This window comes from Flavihumibacter fluminis (assembly GCF_021491375.1).
In the GTDB taxonomy this organism is placed as follows: domain Bacteria; phylum Bacteroidota; class Bacteroidia; order Chitinophagales; family Chitinophagaceae; genus Flavihumibacter; species Flavihumibacter fluminis.
This window is the reverse complement of the sequence record NZ_JAKEVY010000005.1, coordinates 268,585-289,674: the sequence shown is the minus strand read 5'-3', so window position 1 is coordinate 289,674 and position 21,090 is coordinate 268,585. Positions and strand designations below refer to the sequence as shown.

At 46.4% G+C, this 21,090-nt stretch carries 12 protein-coding genes; 9 read left to right on the top strand and 3 right to left on the bottom strand.

Going from position 1 to position 21,090, the window contains the following annotated elements; all coding sequences use genetic code 11:
* The first annotated feature begins 9 nt into the window (after positions 1-9).
* Genes leuD through leuB form a run of 3 tightly spaced genes read left to right on the top strand, consistent with a single transcriptional unit; the run spans position 10 to position 3,240 of the window.
* Positions 10-606, top strand: a complete 597-nt coding sequence (gene leuD / locus L0U88_RS18815; RefSeq protein ID WP_234868081.1) for a 3-isopropylmalate dehydratase small subunit — start codon at positions 10-12, stop codon at positions 604-606.
* Positions 607-623: 17 nt separating this feature from the next.
* Entirely contained in the window at positions 624-2,147 is a 1,524-nt protein-coding gene (locus L0U88_RS18810) for a hydroxymethylglutaryl-CoA lyase-like TIM-barrel protein (protein ID WP_234868079.1), read from the top strand.
* A gap of 19 nt (positions 2,148-2,166) precedes the next feature.
* Positions 2,167-3,240, top strand: coding sequence for a 3-isopropylmalate dehydrogenase (gene leuB / locus L0U88_RS18805; RefSeq protein ID WP_234868078.1), 1,074 nt, complete (start codon positions 2,167-2,169; stop codon positions 3,238-3,240).
* 20 nt (positions 3,241-3,260) lie between these two features.
* Here the strand turns inward: leuB and L0U88_RS18800 are convergent, their stop codons facing one another.
* Together L0U88_RS18800 and L0U88_RS18795 are read right to left on the bottom strand one after the other, a co-directional pair.
* Positions 3,261-4,289: an NHL repeat-containing protein gene (locus tag L0U88_RS18800; RefSeq protein ID WP_234868076.1), complete on the bottom strand. Its 1,029-nt coding sequence runs from the start codon at positions 4,287-4,289 to the stop codon at positions 3,261-3,263.
* A 64-nt stretch (positions 4,290-4,353) separates the two neighbouring features.
* Positions 4,354-4,899, bottom strand: coding sequence for a dihydrofolate reductase family protein (locus L0U88_RS18795; protein ID WP_234868074.1), 546 nt, complete (start codon positions 4,897-4,899; stop codon positions 4,354-4,356).
* A gap of 99 nt (positions 4,900-4,998) precedes the next feature.
* Here L0U88_RS18795 and L0U88_RS18790 point away from each other — a divergent pair, with 99 nt between their 5' ends.
* The 6 genes from L0U88_RS18790 (at position 4,999) to L0U88_RS18765 (ending at position 18,398) form a co-directional block, all read left to right on the top strand.
* Positions 4,999-9,096 (top strand): hybrid sensor histidine kinase/response regulator transcription factor, encoded by a 4,098-nt coding sequence (locus L0U88_RS18790; RefSeq protein WP_234868073.1) that lies wholly within the window; start codon positions 4,999-5,001, stop codon positions 9,094-9,096.
* Between the two features lie 137 nt (positions 9,097-9,233).
* Positions 9,234-12,407, top strand: coding sequence for a SusC/RagA family TonB-linked outer membrane protein (locus L0U88_RS18785; RefSeq protein WP_234868071.1), 3,174 nt, complete (start codon positions 9,234-9,236; stop codon positions 12,405-12,407).
* Positions 12,408-12,418: 11 nt separating this feature from the next.
* Positions 12,419-14,089 carry a RagB/SusD family nutrient uptake outer membrane protein gene (locus tag L0U88_RS18780; RefSeq protein WP_234868069.1) on the top strand — a complete coding sequence of 557 codons (1,671 nt, stop codon included), beginning with the start codon at positions 12,419-12,421 and terminating at the stop codon, positions 14,087-14,089.
* A gap of 35 nt (positions 14,090-14,124) precedes the next feature.
* A complete protein-coding gene (locus L0U88_RS18775) occupies positions 14,125-15,273 on the top strand; it encodes a glycan-binding surface protein (protein WP_234868067.1) in 1,149 nt (382 codons plus the stop codon).
* A gap of 10 nt (positions 15,274-15,283) precedes the next feature.
* Positions 15,284-16,567: a hypothetical protein gene (locus L0U88_RS18770; RefSeq protein WP_234868065.1), complete on the top strand. Its 1,284-nt coding sequence runs from the start codon at positions 15,284-15,286 to the stop codon at positions 16,565-16,567.
* Between the two features lie 91 nt (positions 16,568-16,658).
* Positions 16,659-18,398, top strand: a complete 1,740-nt coding sequence (locus tag L0U88_RS18765) for an alpha-L-arabinofuranosidase (protein WP_234868063.1) — start codon at positions 16,659-16,661, stop codon at positions 18,396-18,398.
* Positions 18,399-18,400: 2 nt separating this feature from the next.
* On the opposite strand, the gene L0U88_RS18760 is transcribed toward L0U88_RS18765, so the two are convergent.
* Positions 18,401-21,058 (bottom strand): glycoside hydrolase family 3 N-terminal domain-containing protein, encoded by a 2,658-nt coding sequence (locus L0U88_RS18760; RefSeq protein WP_234868061.1) that lies wholly within the window; start codon positions 21,056-21,058, stop codon positions 18,401-18,403.
* Between the last annotated feature and the right edge of the window lie 32 nt (positions 21,059-21,090).

The following is a 21,090-nucleotide window of genomic DNA, read 5'->3' as shown; positions in this document are numbered from 1 at the left end:
CTTCCATACATGGCTTACGATAATTTCACCATCCTCCGTTCCACCGCAGTTCCCATGCCGATTGAGAATGTAGATACTGACCAGATCATTCCTGCGCGTTTTCTGAAAGCAACCGAGCGCAAGGGTTTTGGAGATAACCTGTTCCGCGATTGGCGCTATAACAGTGATAATACCCCGAAAACAGATTTCGTATTAAACAACCCGATTTATTCAGGCAAAATCCTCGTTGCCGGAAAGAACTTCGGTAGTGGCAGCAGTCGCGAGCACGCAGCCTGGGCCATTTACGATTATGGTTTCCGTTGCGTAGTATCCTCCTTCTTTGCTGATATCTTCAAGAACAACTCCCTCAACATAGGTATTCTGCCCGTGCAGATTTCAGCTGAGTTTCTGGATAAAATCTTCAAAGCAATTGAAGCGGATCCTAAAACAGAAATCGAGGTAAACCTTCCGGAGCAAAGCATCACGATCCTGGCAACCGGTGAAAAAGAATCCTTCGATATCAATGGTTATAAAAAACACAACCTGATGAATGGATTCGATGATATCGATTACCTGCAGGCGATGAAAGAAGAGATCAAAGCCTTTGCAGCGAACAGCCCCTATTAATAGCAAGCCCTACCAACATGTCACCCGCAAAGCGTTCAGTTGAGATCATGGATACCACCCTTCGGGATGGTGAGCAGACAAGCGGGGTTTCTTTTTCGGCATCGGAGAAGTTAACCATCGCGCAATTATTGTTGACCGAAGTAAAAGTGGATCGCATTGAAATTGCCTCCGCCCGTGTGTCTGAAGGGGAGTTCGATGCCGTAAAAAAAATCACCAAATGGGCAAAGGCAAACGGACTCCTGCACAAAGTGGAAGTGCTCACCTTTGTGGATGGTGATGTCAGCATTCAATGGATGCAACAGGCCGGCGCTAAAGTGATGAACCTGCTCACAAAAGGATCATTGAATCACCTGACGCACCAGCTCAAGAAAAAACCGGCTGAACATTTTGCGGATGTAAAAGAAGTGCTGGCGCTGGCAAAGAAAAAAGGCATCGATGCCAATATATATTTAGAAGACTGGAGCAATGGCATGCGGCATTCGCCGGATTATGTGTACCAATACCTCGACTTCCTCATAACGCAGCCTGTTAAACGAATCATGCTGCCTGATACACTGGGCATTCTTACTCCCGATGAAGTAAGGGAATTTATTTCGGCTATTGTAGAACGTTATCCGGGTATCCATTTTGATTTTCATGCGCACAATGATTACGATCTCGGCACAGCGAATGTGCTGGAGGGAGTGAAAGCCGGCGCACATGGTTTACATCTCACCATCAATGGGATGGGTGAACGTGCGGGCAATGCGCCATTGGCAAGTACCATCGCGGTACTGAATGATTTCATGCCGGGAATCAGAACCAATGTGGTGGAGAAATCCCTCTACAGCGTGAGCAAACTGGTGGAGACCTTCTCCGGATTCCGCATCCCGGTGAACAAACCGGTGGTGGGAGAAAATGTATTTACTCAAACAGCCGGCATCCATGCCGATGGTGATAAAAAGAATAAACTCTATTTCAGCGACCTGATGCCCGAGCGTTTTGGTCGCCAGCGGAAATATGCTCTGGGCAAAACCAGTGGCAAGGCTAATATCGAAAACAACCTGGCGCAACTGGGTATCCAGCTATCCGACCAGGACCTGAAAAAAGTAACGCAGCGTATTATTGAATTAGGTGATCGCAAAGAAGTGGTAACACAGGCAGATCTGCCTTATATCATTTCGGATGTGCTTGACAGTAATACCATCGAGGATAAAGTGCGCATTGAAAATTATGCATTAGTGCATGCTAAAAACCTGAATCCTTCTGTTACTATAAAAATAAGTATTGCAGGAGAATCGTATGAAGAGCAGGCACAGGGCGATGGGCAGTACGATGCCTTCATGAATGCACTCAAAAAAATTTACAAGCAGAAGAAAATCGAGTTGCCTTTGCTGACCGATTATGCGGTGCGCATTCCTCCCGGTGGAAAAAGTGATGCGCTTTGTGAAACCGTGATCACCTGGAAGCATCAGCAGAAGGAATTTAAAACACGCGGACTGGATAGCGACCAGACGGTGTCGGCGATCAAGGCCACACAGAAAATGCTTAATATTATCTGAACAATAACCCTTTCAATCAATGGCGAATAAAAAGATTTTAGTGGTGCCCGGAGATGGCATCGGACAGGAAGTGACAGCAGTAGGCAAGCAGGTGCTGGATGCCATCGCGGCCAAATTCGGACACAGTTTTACATATGATGAAGCCCTGATTGGGCATGTAGCCATTGAAGCAACCGGACAGGCATTGCCGGATGAATCACTCGCCAAAATGAAAGCCTCCGATGCCGTGTTATTCGGCGCGGTAGGACATCCTAAATACGATAATGATCCCTCTGCGAAAGTGCGTCCGGAGCAGGGATTGCTGAAAATGCGCAAGGAGCTGGGATTGTATGCCAACCTTCGCCCCATCAAATTATTTGATGAATTACTGGATGCGTCCAGCATCAAACCTGAGATCCTTCGTGGAGCCGATATCCTCTTCTTCCGTGAGCTGACAGGTGATATTTACTTTGGTGAAAAAGGTCGCAAGAATGATGGCGATACCGCCTATGATATGGCAGAATACAGTCGCTATGAAGTAGAGCGCATTGCCAGAAAAGCATTTGATGCAGCACGTACACGTCGCAAGAAATTATGTTCGGTAGATAAAGCCAACGTACTGGAAACTTCCCGCCTCTGGAGAGAAGTGATTCAGAAAGTGGCGCAGGACTATCCCGATGTGGAAGTGGAGCACCAATTTGTGGATGCAACTGCCATGTTGCTGATTAAAGATCCGCGTCGTTTTGATGTGGTGGTAACTGCAAATTTGTTTGGTGATATTCTTACCGATGAAGCTTCACAGATTGCGGGTTCAATGGGCATGCTGGCCAGCGCCTCTATTGGTGATGGTACTGGAGTGTATGAGCCAATTCATGGATCTGCGCATGATATTACAGGAAAAGGAGTTGCAAATCCGCTGGCTTCTATTCTCTCTGCTGCATTGCTGCTGGATATTTCCTTCGGAATGAAGGCAGAATCAGAGGCAGTGATCAATGCGGTAGACAAAGTGCTGAAGGCAGGCTATCGCACAGGAGATATTGCTGATGCAAGTACACCGAAAGACAAAATCCTCGGAACTGTAGCTATGGGTGAAAAAGTACTGGCGGAGATTTAATTCTCTCCGCCAGCAGCTTATTATGCGATGGGAGTAAGTTTATAAGGATACACTTTACGCGAGTTCCACTGCGCTACATAGATATTCTCTTCATCATCCACACAAACATCATGGGGATATGCAAAAAGCGGATTCAACTGCGTGAGCGGTTGTAAGACCCCATTTTTGTAAACGGGTTCATTTCCACCGGGATTGGAAACCACCTTATTGTTCTTATCCAGGATGGTGATGAAACCGGAGGACTGCCAGGGGCGATCACTTGATTGCAACACCGCCGCATAGAGATAATCGCCTTTGATAACCGGGCGGCATACCCAGGCACCTGGCAACGCAATTGTATTGAGATAATTTCCTTTCAGATCATAGCGCTTGAAGGCATTCTCCTCGCGCGAAGTAACAATCAGGCAGGGATTCTTTTTATCGCGGTTATCAAAGCAAACACCGTGTGCATTCTTCAGGTGTTTGGCCTCGGCTCCACGTCCGCCGAAATAGCCCAGGAATTTTCCTTTGGCATCATAATGTAGGATATAATCCTTGCCATAACCATCTGCTACATAAATATCTCCATTGGGCGCGATGGTTGTTTCTGTAGGCACATACTCTTCCGCCTTGCCGTAAATCCCTGCTTCTTTGGGATAATCCAGCACCATCAGCTCGCGGCCATCCACTGTTGTCTTGATCACCTGGTGACGGTTATTGTCACAGATAAACAGCACATCGGTACCGTTTTCATTGAAGAGGGTCAGTCCATGTGCACCGGGATAGGTAGTGCCCCAGTAACTGAGCAGCTTGCCACCCTTATCATAGATCATCACATTGTTCTTGGTTTCGTTGGTCAGCAGGATGATGCGCCCCTTAGCGTCCTGCACCATTTCATGGCAGTCGTTCACCGGGGTTTTAGACACATCCGCCTGACTCCAGCGGGTATCAATCTTATAACGCTTGGGACCATGCCCGAAGCGGGGTTCCTGGCTAAGGCCATCAATCGGGTTGATCATTAATCCTGCCATGGCAAGGGAGCTGTTTTTGACAAATTTTCTACGATCCATACCTTAAATATACAGAATCCCCTCCGCCTCCATCAACCCAACCTAACGAACTCTTACCCGATTCTTAAACAATTTTAACATCATAGGTAAGCTGTACCAGGCCGGTTGGGAAAGTATTGGCCGACCGGAAAACCAACTCCTGTTCAGGCAGTCCATCCCGGAACAAACGGATCCCATCTCCTACCAAATGCGGTATAACGGAAATGATTAATCGATCAATCAATTTCGCTGCTAACAAAGCTGCTACCACTCCTCCGCCTCCATCACAGTAAATATGTTTCCCGGGCGATGCTTTCAAGGAACGCACCAACTCCACCGGATCCGCAAAAAACTCCACGTTCTCATCTGAACCTTTTCGGGTTGTTGAGATTACGTAACATTTTTTGTCGCGATGATGGAATTCCCAACCAATACTGAGCACTTTATCATAGGTACGCCTGCCCCAGATCAATGTATCAACCTCGTGTTGAAAGGCCGCATACCCATAATCTTCTCCTGCTAATTCAACTTTGTTTAAAAAATCAAGATTGTCGTCCTTACCCGCGATATACCCATCAAGGCTCATCGCAATGTAGAGAATGCATAAACGTGCTGAACTTTCCTTGCTCATAAAAGTATTATTTTGATAAAATCAGGTGCTTTTTTGATACCGCTGGCAGCAATCTGAAAATTACATTATATTAATGTTTCTATTCAACCAACTGCTGACATGAGTCGCCTGCTTGCCTTATTCGTTGCATTACTGCTGCCATTTATGATGAATGGTCAGGCGACTGAATTTCGCTTTGCGCAACTCAATATTTCACACGGCTTATCCAACAACCAGGTCAACTGCATATTTAAAGACGAACGGGGATTTATGTGGTTTGGTACCATGTCGGGACTCAATCGCTACGATGGTTATGGCTTCAAAACCTATCGGCACCGCGAGGAAGACAGCACCACCATCATGGATGATCATGTTTCTACGATTGTGGAAGGTCCGGATCGAAAACTCTGGATTCGCACGCAAAGTACCTGGAACCTATACGATCCCTTTACAGAAAAGTTTAGCCGGCGTTCGGATCGCTACCTGCTTTCAAAAGGATTGCCGGTGGATGGTTTGGTGACCATCCTAAAACAGCAGCAGGATTATTATTTTATCTACTCAGATGCAGGCGTATACAAGGTTTCAGAGACAGGAAAACCCATACAGATCCGCACCACCCGAATTGAAAAAGGAGTACCGAATCCCATTACCTGCGCGGCACTGGATTCCAAAAATTATCTCTGGCTGGTGAGGTACAACGGACTGCTTGAAAAATATGATGTAGACCAGGACAAGCCACTGGTGTTTACCCGGATCATACAAAAGCAAAACATCAAAGCGACCCTGGGTTTTTGCATGTTCATTGACAAGCAGGATGATATCTGGGTTTATCAACGAAACACCTCAGAAGGCATCTATCATTACAATCCGGCGCGCAATTCCATTCAGCAGTATCATGAAAAATCAACTCCTCTTGCACTCAGCAGTAATACCGTAACCGGTGTGGCGCAGGATGCATCGGGACAAATCTGGATCATCACCGATCATGGAGGAGCCAACATTATTAATGCAGATCGAAATGCAGTGCAGGTTTTGAAATCCAAAGAAGGCCATCCCGGTTATATCGCAGAAAATGCACTCTATGCAGTGTATCCGGATAAGGATGGCATTGTTTGGCTGGGTACTTATAAAAAAGGAATCTCGTATTACGATCCCAACAGTTTACAGTTTCCCCTTGTGAGGCATCAGCCAGCCGACCGGAACAGTCTGCCATTTGAAGACATCAACACCTTTGTAGAAGATAAAAAAGGAAATCTCTGGATTGGTTCAAATGGAGGCGGTCTGATTTATTACGACCGGCAACAAAACAGTTTCCGGCAATTCCGCCACCAACCGGATAATCCAAACTCCTTAACCAATGATGTAATTGTTGCACTCTACCTGGATCACCAGGATAAATTATGGATTGGAACCTACCAAGGCGGGATGGACTGTTTTGATGGTAAAACGTTTACGCATTACCGTCACAATGAGCAGGACCCGAATTCTCTGGCGGCCAATAGTGTATTTTCAATATTTGAAGACAGCAACCTGAATCTCTGGATTGGTATGCTGAATGCAGGACTGGATCGCCTGGACCGTAAGACCAATACTTTCTATCACCATAATTTAAGTGTTCCCAATACCCTGCATCATGATAATGTTACCAGTTTGATGGAAGATTCCAGGGGCAATCTGTGGATCGGAACCTCCTGGGGAATTGATGTATTGGACAAGTCGAGTGGCCGATTTATCAATTATACGGCGGAAAACAGCAAGCTGAGTTATAACAGTGTAAATGACATACTGGAAGATCACAATGGAAATATCTGGGTTGCCACACTGCGCGGACTCAATGTTTTACCAAGAGGCAAAACTGAATTTCTCTCCTTCAGTTTAAAAGACGGATTACCGGATAACACCATCCTCGACATTCTGCAGGACAATCAGAAAAAACTCTGGGTAAGTACCAAATCCGGTTTATCCCGAATTGAGATACTGACAGAGAATGGAAGTCCGGTTAGCATCACCTGCATGAATTACAATGAACACGATGGATTGCAGGGCAGGGAGTTTAACCGCTATGCGGCATATAAAACAAGATCGGGTGAAGTCCTATTTGGCGGAGCCTATGGATTCAATCTTTTCAAACCTGAATTATTAAAAGCACCGGTGCATCAGCCTCCTGTAGTGTTAACCGATTTCCAATTGTTCAACAGAACAGTAAGCGTGGGTGAAAAAGTGAATAACCGGGATGTATTACTGCAATCTATAACCGAAACGAAGGATTTGAAACTGGCGCATAACCAGAATGATTTTACCATCGAGTTTGCAGCGCTGGGCTATTCCAATGCAGCCAAAATCAGGTATGCCTACCTGTTAGAAGGGTTTAACAAGGATTGGATCATCGCCAATGGCAATACCCGGATGGCCACCTACACCAACCTGGATCCGGGCGATTATACCTTCAGGGTAAGAACCTCGAATGCGGAGGGCGGATGGAATGAAGAAGCGCTGGCATTACAGCTAACCATCGCACCGCCCTTCTGGAAAACTCCCTGGGCTTATCTGTTGTATGTAATTGCGATTTCATCCCTGATATATTTCTCCCGGCAACAGATCATCCGAAGAGAACAGGTTCGCATGCAGTTAGCGATAGAGCGACAGGAAGCACAACGCATCCGGGAGCTGGATCAGATGAAGACACGATTTTTCACCAATGTGAGTCATGAGTTCAGAACACCTATTTCACTTATCCTCATTCCCATTCAGAAGCTGATTACTGAAACTGCCCCGGGAGAAATGCGCAATCAGTTTGAGATGATCAACCGCAATGCGAAACGATTGCTGAACATGGTGAATGAACTGCTTGATTTCCGCAAGATGCAGGAACATCAGCAGCGATTGCAGGTATCAGAGTCTGACATTATTGCTTATATCCAGGAAGTGGCTGCATCGTTTAATGATATGGCCAATAACAAACACATTGAATACAGGTACCAGGGGATTACCGATCCTGTTAAGATGTATTTTGACAAGGAAAAACTGGAACGGATTCTTTTTAACCTCTTGTCCAATGCGTTCAAATTCACGCCAGAGCGTGGACAGGTAAAACTGGAAGTTAAGACCTGTAAGGGGGAAGCAGGCCCCCTGCTGGAAATCAATGTTTCAGACAATGGTGTTGGTATACCGGCTGATCAGCGAGATAAAATTTTCGAACCATTTTACCAGGCCGGCTCACCGGAACATATTTTAAACCAGGGAAGTGGAATTGGCTTATCGATCACCCGGGAATTTGTGGAAATGCATGGAGGACAAATTAAGGTTGAACCAGTGAACCCCAAAGGAAGCTGCTTCCGAATTTACCTTCCCATCAAAGCAAGTACCCTTGAAAGTTCAGATCCGACACATGTGCTGGAAAGCAGTCAGCAATTGTTCAAGAAACCAACCCTGTTATTGGTAGAGGATAATGACGATTTCCGCACCTATTTAAAAAATAGTTTACGGGAACATTTCAACATTATCGAAGCCGTACAGGGAATGGAGGGATGGAAAAAAGTATTGAGCGCACATCCCGACCTGGTGGTGAGTGATATCAGCATGCCCATCCTTTCTGGTATTGAATTGTGCCGGAAAATCAAGACGGATTCCCGGACCCGTCATATTCCGGTAATACTCTTAACTGCATTAGAAGGAGAAGAAACAGAATTGCAGGCACTGGAAACCGGTCCGAATGATTACATGACCAAACCTTTTAATTACGATATACTTTTCTCACGGATTAAAAACCTGCTGAATTACCAATCGGTGGTAAAAGAAACCTATCAAAAACAGGTAGAAGTGAATCCGTCTGAACCTGAAGTGGAGGAAGAAGCAGAAGATCAGTTTGTCAGAAAAGCACTGGCCATTATCGAAAAAAACATGGGAGATGCAGAATTTAATGTAGATAACCTGCGGCAGGAACTTTACATGAGCAGAACCAGTCTGTATAAAAAAGTGTTAGCATTAACCGGACAAACGCCCATTGAGTTCATTCGCCAGATTCGTTTGAAAAGAGCTGCTCAATTGCTTGAAAAGTCCAATCATAATGTTACGGAAGTAGCTTATATGGTTGGATTCAACAACCCAAAATACTTTGCCCGTTACTTTAAAGAAGCTTTTGGACAACTTCCTTCACAATACCAGCAGGAACGAAAAGCTAAAATTGTACCAGGTCCTGGTACTTTTCCTACCGACTAAACAAATCAACCCCTACAAAAGATCAAAAAATAGAGGGTTGCGAACATTTTGATACCCTCAAAGAACAGTTTAGCATACCTGTTTTTTTGAAGAGGGGGATAAATTAGTTCATTCTTAACGATACAATTAGCTTGCTTATGCACAAAACCAAAACTACACGCAAGTGGGTGGTTCCTCTCTGCGTCTTTCTTTTTGGCCTTCTTCTGGCCCAGACGCTCTCCGCACAAACAGGGGACAGAACTATTACCGGCAGGATCACCGGCACTGATAATTTGCCTGTGGCCGGAGCCACCATCATGATCAAGAATACCCAACGGGGTTACAACACTGATGAAAAAGGAAATTTCAAGTTAACTGCCAAAACAGGTGAGGTACTGGTGATTTCCTACGTTGGTTTTGAAACCCGGGAAGTTCCGGTCGGAAATACCAACACTCTAAACATCACACTGCGAACCGCTAATGCCAACATGAGTGAAGTAGTGGTAATCGGGTATGGTGCCACCAAAAGAGCCAACCTCACCAGTGCACAAACTACGGTATCCTCCAAGGACATGGATCGCACCATCAATACCACCCTGGAACAGGCTATCCAGGGTCGGGCCGCGGGTGTGTATATCACACAGAACTCAGGTCAGCCAGGTGGTGGTATCTCTGTGAACATTCGCGGGGTGAACACCATCAACGGAAGTAATGAACCACTTTATGTAATTGACGGGGTTCAGATCCAGGGATCTTCTGTGAGTTTCGGCGCACAGAGTTCGGCTAACCCAATTGCCGGACTCAACCCCAATGACATAGATAATATCCAGGTATTACAGGGCCCCTCTGCCACCGCGGTATATGGATCCCGGGCAACCAATGGGGTGATCCTGATTACTACAAAACGTGGTAAATCCGGTGATACCAAATTCAATTATGGCTACCAGTACAGTGTTCAGCGTCCGCCTCAGAAAATGGATGTGATGAACCTGCGTGAGTATGCGACGATGGTAAAAGAGTTTCATGCCATCGCGGGAGGTGAAACGCCTGCTGAATTCCTGGACCCGAGTCTGCTTGGAAAGGGAACCGACTGGCAGGAAGCATTGTTTCGCAATGCGCCCATGCAAAAACATCAGTTGAGTGTGAGTGGTGGCAATGAAAAAACAACCTACTACCTGGCAGGAGATTATCTCAAGCAGGATGGTATTGCACTTGGTTCTGGATTTGATCGATACTCAGCCAGATTAAACCTGGATAACAAACCTCGCGAATGGGCAACTATTGGAGCAAGTCTGAGTTTCAACCAGACGAATGAAAACCTGACAACCAGCCAGGAGAATATCATCGCCAATGCATTGCGATTAACTCCACAGATCCCGGTGAAGAACCTGGATGGCAGCTGGGGTGGCGGGGATGAAACCAATGGTGCGAATCAGTTCGCGCCTGTGAACCCCATCGCGATAGCAACCCTGACTACCAACAAATTTGTTCGTCGCCAGATATTGGGAAGCCTGAATGTGGGCATCAAATTAACCAAAGACCTTCAGTTCAGAACATCCTTCAATACCAACCTCGGTTTTGGTAATTCCGATTATTACCAGCCGGCTTACCGGATAGGATGGGCTGTGAATGATCGCGCCAGTCTGAGCCAGGGCAATAGTACCAATACTTATTGGAACTGGAACCAGATGCTGGAATACAACAAACAATTTGGAAATCATCAACTAGGCATCATGGTTAGTCATGAAGCGCAGGAATCCAACTGGAAAAATACAGGTGCTGTACGTACCGGTTTCCTGACCAATGATATCCTTGATCTGAATGCAGGTGATCCCTTAACTGCAACCAACTCTGGTGGATCCGGCGACTGGGCGATGGAATCTTATTTCGGTCGTCTGAATTACAACTATGATAACCGCTATATTTTAGTAGGTACCATTCGTCGCGATGGTTCTGGCAATTTCGGTCCGGAGAACAAGTGGGGAACCTTCCCCTCTGTTTCAGCTGCCTGGCGAATTTCGCAGGAGAAGTTTTTCAAATCAGGCTTTATCAGTGAATTGAAACTGCGACTGGAAACCGGTACTACAGGTAACCAGGGCGGAAGTGGATATATCTACTCTCCCATGGCAACATCACCCACGCCAACCGGAACCGGCTTTTTGCCAAGCAGGTACAGCAATCCAGGTTTGAAATGGGAAGAAACCAGGACCAACAATATCGGTCTGAATATCGGGATGGCGCAAAACCGCATCAATATCGAATTCGATTATTATGTGAAGAATACAGACAATCTGCTGCTCGACAATCCACTTCCCTGGTACATGGGAACCAATGGTACGGGTTCAGTAGGATCACCACAGGTGAACATCGGAACATTACAGAACAAAGGTTGGGGCCTCACAATCAATACTGTTAATATCAACAACAAGAAACTGCGTTGGGAATCGAACCTGAACCTCTCCAGTTTCAAAACAAAGATTAAGAAATTCTATTCTGAAACTGCTTTCATCGATCGTACCTCCTGGTGGCTGGAAGACTGGACACAGCGTTCTGCAGTTGGACAGGCACCCTGGCTATTCCGCGGATATGTGGAAGAAGGTATTTTCGGAAGTATAGAAGAAATCGAAAACAGTCCGGTTCCAGTAGACAACAATGGCAACCGGCTGCCGATTGACCAGGCAAATGGCCTCTGGGTAGGTGATATCAAATTCAAAGATATCAATGGCGATGGCATCATTGATGAGAAAGATCAGACTACTATCGGTAATCCCTGGCCGAAATTGTTCGCCGGCTTTACCAACAGTTTCTCTTACAAGGGATTTGATCTGAGCATCCTGATTACTGCCACTTACGGAAATGATATCTATAATTATATCGCGAAGGTTAACTCCAATCCGAACAATATCAACCTGAGCCGCAACCTGCTGGTTGGCGTGATGGATTATGCAAAACCACATACAGATAATAGTGGTAAAGTGATATTGGAGAATCCTGGTACGGATGTTCCGAGAATCAGTTATGGACCTAATAACAACCATGCACGTCCCACCAGCAAATGGGTGGAAGACGGATCTTTTATCCGCCTCAAAAACGTAACGCTAACCTACAATCTGCCGGTAAACCTGATCGCCAAACAGCGTATTGTAAAAGGAGCCAGAATGTCGATCAGTGGTCAGAATATTTTCACGCTGACCAACTACAGCGGACTGGATCCTGAAGTAGGTGCCTATGTAGGAAGGGATGCAAGTGCAGCCAACCAGGCAATCGGACTGGATTTTGGTCGCTATCCCTTGACACCGGTGTATGCATTCACTATTGGTCTTGACTTTTAAAATTATTTGCCATGAAAAGAATTCATTTTGTACTATATAGTTTTCTACTGATGCTGGTAGTTGGATTGAGCGCCTGCAGCAAGGATTTCCTTGAGCGACCGCCAACCGATGCCATTGTGGATGGAAGTTTTTACCAGACCGATGAGCAGGTACTTGCAGCCACATCACTGCTGTACAGCCGGGTATGGTTTGATTACAATGATAAAGCATCCTATAACCTGGGCGATTTTCGTGCGGGCACAGCTTATTCCGCCTGGAATGATCGCGGCAACGTATTGTTCAACACAACAGGTAACACACCTGAGAATGGAACCGCCTGGCGCTCCTTCTTTATTGTAGTAGGACAATCCAACCTTGCGATTGAAAACATCAACCGTTACGCAGGTGCAGGTGTATCTCCGGAAGTAAAAAAGATGGCGATTGCAGAAGCACGTTATATGCGCGCACTGGCCTATCGTTTCCTGGTGATGAACTGGGGTGCGGTACCGATTATTGAAAACAACCTGGCGCTGTTGTCTGATACCTCCATTACAAGAAATACAGTGAGCAGTGTATGGAGGTTTATCACCAATGAAATGAGAGCAGTGGTGGAAGATCTGCCATTGACTTCCATGCGCCCGGGACGATTGAACAAATGGGCTGCTGAAGCCATGCTCGCAAGATTTTATCTCACCAGGGCGGGAGTAAGCGCAGAGGGAAATGGTCAGCGTAACCAGCAATTCCTGGACAGTGCAAAATATTATGCAGAGCGCGTGATTACTCAAAGCCCATATAGGTTGCTAAGCAATTATGCGGACCTGTTCAAGTATCCTTACGATAACAATTCGGAATCCATTTTCTCCCTGCAATGGGCTTATTCTCCCGGAGCCTGGGGATCACAGAATTCAACTCCGGCTTACCTGGCTTATAGTGCGGATATTGCAAACGGTGATGGCTGGGGAGGTGATAAAGGCGCTACCTGGTGGATGATATCTCTGTATGATGGCATCACTGCTACACCCAGTGGAGGATTACAGGGACGTACACTGGATCAGCGCTTGAAAGCAACCTTCATGCTACCGGGATTTCATTATCCTGAAATTACACAGTCCATACCGGGAGGCAAGCAGGAACTAGTATTCCCTTTTACCGGATCTGATAACAATTTCCTCTCGATTAAAAAGTACGTATGCGGAAAAGCAGAGGACATGGATGGCAAAGCTGCACAGCAGTATTATGAGTATGATACTTACATGATGCGACTGGCAGAAGTATATCTGATTTATGCAGAAGCAGAATTGGGCAACCAGGCAAGCACATCAGATGCAAAGGCAATGGCCTATTTCAATGCGGTACATACAAGATCGGGATTGCCGGAATATGAAGAGGAACTAACCATTGACGTTATACAGAAAGAACGCTTCATTGAATTCGCGATGGAAGGAATGGCCTGGTATGACCTAGTAAGCCTGCATTACTGGAACCCGACCAAGGCTTATGAGATCCTGAATTCACAGGACCGTGGTTTGTTCTTTACACAACCGGATAAATTCCCTGATCCAACGAACTGGACATTTACCAAAACACCCTGGGCAACACAGGATCGCACCATCAATGCGAACAGCGGAAACTTCCTCTTACCGATTCCTGCGGCTGAGTTGAGCCAGGCGCCTAACCTGAACAAACCACCGGTTGATTATTAATCCAACAGCATTCTGTGAGCGTAAAAACAAGGCATATGAAACTATTCAAATTAACATACAGTATATTATTCTTCTCCCTGGTAATGGGCCTGTTTACTGCCTGTTCCAAGGACGATGATGCACCCAATAATGGAATACCCAGGATTCGTTATGTGCGGATTACAGACCCTGCATCAGCAGACTCCTTACTGGTAGGTGCATTCCAGGGCAATCTGATTGCCATCGTTGGTGAAAATCTGCAAAATGCAAGACAGATCTGGTTCAACGACCAACGGGCTGTATTGACCCCCACCTATATTACCAATACCAGTATCCTGGTAAGTGTTCCCAATGAAATACCATTGGAGATTACCAATACGATGAAATTGGTGTTTGCAAATGGCTTTGAACTGATGCATGAATTTGAAGTGCAGATCAGTGAACCAATTGTCGGCAGCATGGATTGTGAGTATGTATTAACTGGAGGAGTAGCCACCATTCGCGGAGATTTCTTCTATCCACCCCTAACTGTAAAGTTTGCAGGCGGCGTCAATGGGGAATTGGTGGAAGTGGATGACAAGATCTTACAGGTACGGATACCCGAAGGTGCACAACCAGGTCCTATTACTGTTACCACCAATTTCGGTGAGACTGTTTCTGATTTCTGGTTCCGCGACAACCGCAATATTTTCATCAGCAGTGATCCCTTCACCGGTTGGTGGAATGCCTCCTTCGTAGTAAGCAATCCGGGTCCGGCTGATCCTGCTTCCATCAATGGAAATTATATCCGGGTAACACGTGCTATCGGAGCCTGGAACTGGCTGGAAGCAGCTGGCGGTCCGCCCGATGCGATGGGCCCCATCAGCAAGAATATTCCGGATGAGGCTATCCTGAAACCGGAAGACTACAATCTGAAGTTTGAAGTGAATACACTCAAGCCCTATAACAACAATATGATCAAGCTGAACCTGGGATTAACAGCCTTCAATAATGATCAATACCAGTGGAAGCCACCCATAGATACCAGGGGCCAATGGCAAACAGTAGTAATTCCCTTTGAAGAAATCGCGGCCAGTTATGGAGGCAGTCTGAGTGTAAGTCCGGCTGGTTATTACACCAGGTTACTGTTTCATGGTCCGGGTGACCTGGACTGTGATATCGCCTTTGATAATTTCAGAGTGGTACCCAAAGTATTGGAAAAATAAACACTGAGAAATGAAAGCAATCAATAAAATACAACAACTCTTCTTATGGCTGGCCTGCTTTGGTGTTCTGGCACTTGCCGGTTGCGATAAAGAAGATGATACCAATAACGGATTAGTACAGTTATTGAGTTTTGGTCCATCTGGCATTCAGCATGGCGAAGACATTCACTTCATTGGAAACAACCTGCACAGAGTGACTGCCATCCAGTTTGTGGGAGCAAGGGTAGAGAAAGCAGGATTCAAATCGCAGGATGCAGAAAGCATTGTACTGGTATTACCGGAGACAGTAGAATCCGGAAAAGTAATATTAATTACAGACCAGGGAGAGATTGAATCGGTATCTGCCCTGAACCTCGAAGTGCCCTTAGCAATTACCGGGTTTACACCAAAAGTAAAACCGGGACAAAACCTGACCATCCAGGGTAAGTTCCTGAACTGGGTAACCGAGATCCGCTTTAATAAGGATATCGTGGTAACCGAGTTTGTAAGTAAATCAGTGAATGAACTGGTAGTAACAGTTCCGATGGAAGCACAGACAGGTGAAATTGCACTATCCGTAGAAGGTACAGAGCCAATGACAGTTGAAACAGAAGAACCACTTGAAATTGTGTTACCGGCAGTAACCGGATTTGATCCTTCTCCTGCAGAAAGAGAAAAAGAGTTCACCATAACAGGAACAGATCTCGATCTCGTAAAAGGGGTATTGTTTAAAGGAATGACAGAACCCATCACCAGTTTTGTAAGCCAGTCGGAAACACAAATCAAACTGGTAATACCGGCAACTGCGAACCGGGGCACCATCAGCTTGGTTGCTTTCTCTGATGTGGTAGTGGAGTCGGAAGAAGCCGTATTGTTTGTAGGCGATCTTCCTCCCCTGTCGGCCTTGAGTTATGTGTTTTACAAAGATGCCTTAGAGAACAACTGGCAGAACTGGGGCTGGAGTACGAATGTAGATTTTGCCAATAAGGATAATATCCGTGATGGCGATGCAGCTATCAAAGTGAATTATACCGGACAGTGGGGTGCATTGAAATTTGCCAATAATACCGTGTCGCTGGCAAATTATTCGGAGATCACTTTTGCCATCTTCGGAACTCCGGGTACCGATGGCAAACGTATCAATGTGATCGCGGGAGGCAATCCTGCTTATACCATCACATTGGAAGAAGGGAAATGGGTGGAATACAAATTAACCAAGGCGAATCTAGGTAACCCCGCAAGTATCAGTGAACTGACCTTCCAGAATTTCGACTGGACAGGCACCGTTTACATGGATCATGTTGGGTTGAGATAAGAGCAGCATCAACTCGTGTTATATGCAAGCACAGGGGCCCTCTCACAATGCTAAACCATTGGGAAGCAGGGTCCCTTTTTAATAGCCAATTATGAAAGTGTTTTATTTCGTTTGTATAGTACTGTTAGTAACAGGTAATGTAGTGGGTTGCAGCAAAACCAAAGACCCTGATCCGGAGCTCGAACCTGGTCCGGGTACAGGTGGCCCCGTTGTAACACCTGTGGTACCGGTAGCTGATCCGCCATTGGCAGCAACCATTGGCTTCTTTGAGCAACACTGGAAGCCACGAAGTTTTACAGCGCCGGCTTATATAGAAGTAACACCAGCGCAGGCATCGGCTACAGCAACTGTAACCATTGATGCCAGTAAGATCATTACCAAAATTCCTCCAACGGTATGGGGACATAATGCCAATACCTGGATGACCAATATGGTAGGGGAACCATTGTTCATGCAACATATTAAAGCACTTCAACCGGGGTTCATCCGGTTCCCTGCAGGAAGCGGAAGTGATATTTACTTCTGGAATGCAGAACGCGGAGGATTACCTGCAGATGTACCGGCGCAAATCATGAATGCAGTTGGGCAACTAATAGATGGCGGTTACTGGTATGGCAAAATCAATGAAAGCTGGACTGCCTCATTGGATCAGTATTATGAAGTTTTGAAACAGTCCGGAAGCATTGGAGTGTTGACTGTCAACTATGGTTATGCGCGTTATGGAACAAGTGCGGATCCTGTGGCTGCTGCAGCTCATCTCGCAGCAGACTGGGTGCGTTATGACAAAGGCAGAACAAAGTACTGGGAGATCGGTAATGAAACCTATGGCGATTGGGAAGCAGGTTATCGGATAGATGTATCTAAAAACAAAGATGGGCAACCGGAATATGTGACCGGTGAATTGTATGCGCAACACGTACAGGTATTTGTGGATTCAATGAAAAAAGCGGCTGCGGAAATCGGGCAGGAGATATTTATTGGAGCCACACTTTACGATGCACCAACAGAAGCCTGGATGACCAATACCACCAAGACCTGGAATGAAGGAGTATTAAAAAATCTAAAAGCTGCTGCGGATTTTTACATCGTTCACAATTATTTCACGCCCTATAATGAGAACTCTACTTCTTCAGTAGTGATGAATGCAGGCTTGACTGTACCTGCGAAAATGATGCAGCATATCAAAAAAGAAATGCAAACCTATGGGGCGCCTGTATTACCGGTAGCACTAACGGAATGGAATATGTGGGCGAAGGATTCCAAGCAACAGGTATCCAATGTGAGTGGTTTGTTTGCACTGGCAGTGATGAGTGAGTCGCTGGTGAATCAGTATGGAATGGCACTTCGTTGGGACTTATTCAATGCCTGGGAGAATGGTAATGATCATGGGTTATTCAGTGATGGCAATGAACCCGGAATTCCCAAATGGACACCACGACCCTCTTTCTACTACATGTATTATTATTCACGTTTGATTGGAGACCGGTTGGTGCCTGCCCAGGTAACCGGAAGTACAGCCATCAAAGCCTATGCATCCACGTATACATCCGGCGAAGCGAATCTAACCTTGATCAATACCTCCGACAAAGCCGTGACGGTACAGATCAAGGCCAATAATCTGAATTTCGGCAAGCGACTTTACTATTACCAGCTGGAAGGCAGCAACGATAATGGGGAGTTCTCCCGCAAAGTGCTGGTAAATGGAGAAGGCCCTTCCCTGGCAGCAGGTGGCCCCTCCAACTATGTACAATTGAAAGCAAGATCTCACCCGGTGTATGAGCAGGTAAAAATCACGGTGCCTCCACTGAGTGCAGTGATACTGGTACTCTAAGTTTACTTAAGCTCCAGATCAGCTTTCAGCCGGATATCGCGAGAAGAAGCACCAATCATAATCCGGAAGCTTCCAGGTTCCAGCACCGTTTCCAATTGCTGGTTCAGGAAAGCCAATTCGGATGCAGGCAGGCGGAACTTCACTGTGCGACTCTCCCCTTTCAGGAGGGATATGCGTTCAAAGCCTTTCAATTGCATAATAGGTCGGGCCAGGGAAGCCAACTCATCCCGGATGTACAACTGCACCACTTCTTCTCCTGCAACAGGTCCCACATTGGTAACCACACATTGGATCACCGCGGTGTCCTTGCTTCCGATTGTGGGCGTGAGTACCCGAAGATTGCTGTATTTGAATTCCGTATAACTCAGGCCATAACCAAAAGGGAACAGTGGTTCACCACTCAGGTTGTGATAATCATCTCCCCTGCCGGTTGGCTTATGATAATAGGTCAACGGCAATTGTGCTTCATGCACCGGGAAGGTAATCGGTAATCTGCCCGCAGGATTAATACGACCACTTAATAAATCCGCAACTGCTAATCCGCCCTGCTCACCCGGATACCAGATTTGCGCGATGGCTTCTACTTTATGCATCCAGTTCTTCATGGTGATGGCACTCCCGCCAACCAGCAGCACCATTACCCGTTTGCCGGTAGCAGCTACTGCCTGGATCAGCTCTTCCTGGTGACCAGGCAGACTGAGATATGCCCGGTCCTGGAACTCACCCTCATGGATACCCGCAACTATAACTGCAACGTCTGATTGTTGCGCTGCTTCTACTGCGGCTGCTATTTTTTCCTGCCAGTTAAAAGGATGACCTGCATTCCACACCAGTCGGATCGCAGCATTGCCAACGGGTTCACGGAATTCAATTTTAATTGGGTACCGTTTGCCTTTTTCTAATTGAACATCGGCAGTACGCAATGAAAAACTCTGCTTGCTCCAATGATCAACTACCAGTTTACCGTTGATGTACAACCGAAAACCATCATTGCCTTCCAATCCTATTTTAAAGGTTCCTGTTTCAGGAGCCAATACTTCACCTGTCCAGCGTACGGCATAAAAATCATTCCGCAAAGCCGGATCCGGTGCGTAGAGGGTCCATTTGAACTGAACCTGCTTATCAATGCGGGTTAATTTCGGCGTTCCGGAAATAGCAGCCTGGTCAAAATACTCACCCAATAAGCCGGGTACTGATTTCCCCTTGCTGGTATGGAACAAGTGAGCAGCCGGAATCGTAACAAACTCAGCTCCCATGCGCTCATAACCTTCTGCGTAATTGATTTTAGTGCCGGTCCATTTTTGTTCAAGCGCAGTTTTGATAGAGATGATTCCATTACCCGGACCGCTATATCCTCCCAATCTGCCTTCTGCGGCATCGGTGCCAATTAGGGCGATGGAAGCAGGTTGTCTGCGCAAGGGAAGCAGCTTCTCATTCTTAAGGAGAACAAAACTTTTCGCAGCAGCCTCTTCTGCCAGCTTTTTATGCGCAGCGATATCAATCAGGGTTTCAATTGCGGTTTCATCTACATAGGGATTTTCAAATAAGCCCAATTCAAATTTGATGCGCAGAATGCGTCTAACAGCATCGTCTATGCGAGTTTGCGGAATGCGGCCATCCACAAAAGGCGGCATAAACAAAGGATGATGTGCGTAATCGGTTTGAAAGATCACATCGAGTCCATTGCTGATTGCCTGCTGGGAAGACTCCGGATAATCTTTGGCTGTTTTATGCAGCACCAATGCACCACCTACTGCACCAGCATCGGAGATCACAAATCCCTTGAAGCCCCACTGCTTTTTCAGCAGATCGTTCAGGAGCCAGTTATTCGCAGTAGCAGCCTGTCCGTTGATGGAATTATAGGCTGTCATCACCGAGCGGGCACCTGCTTTTTCAAATACTGCTTTAAAAGGAATTAATTCGGTTTCGAGTAAAAACTGCTGACTGAAATCGATGGGATAACTATCACGTCCACCTGCCCCTACATTAAAGGCAAAATGCTTGGGCGAAGTAACTACACCCATGCGTTCAAACGCACCGATAAAACTCACCCCCATAACAGCACTCAGGAAAGGATCTTCGCCATAGGTTTCTTCAGTTCGGCCCCAGCGCACATCATGGGCGAGGTTGATCACCGGAGATAAAATCTGGCGGATGCCACGCAGTTTGGTTTCCAGCGCGATGGCATTGGCCACTTTGGACATCAGGCTGGTATCCCAGGTGGAAGACAATGCAATAGCCTGGGGGAAGGCAGTTGCACCCGAACGAACCAATCCATGCAGGGCCTCATCAAAGGCAATGATGGGAATGCCCAGCCGGGACTGCTCCGTAAAGTATTTTTGAATGCCATTGATCTTCCTGGCCAGGCTCACGGCATCTTCTTTGGCATTGTATTGCAGCAATTGCTGGGCAGCTTCTCCCCCCTTACTCTCGGCGCTCACCTGAAAACCGAAAATGCCAGCTTTGTATTTGGCTTCATCACCGGGTTTAATCTCACCGGGAATCATGAAACACTGCCAGAATTTCTCTTCCGGCGTCATGCGTTTCAACAGATCCTCCACGCGCTGCTCCACGGGCAGGGCAGCATTTTTATAGGCGGGTTGCTGGGCTTTCAGACCACCAATCGCCAAACAGCTAACAGCTAAAATCAGGTACTTCATGCGTCAATAGTTACTGCCTCAAAGTTGAGGCA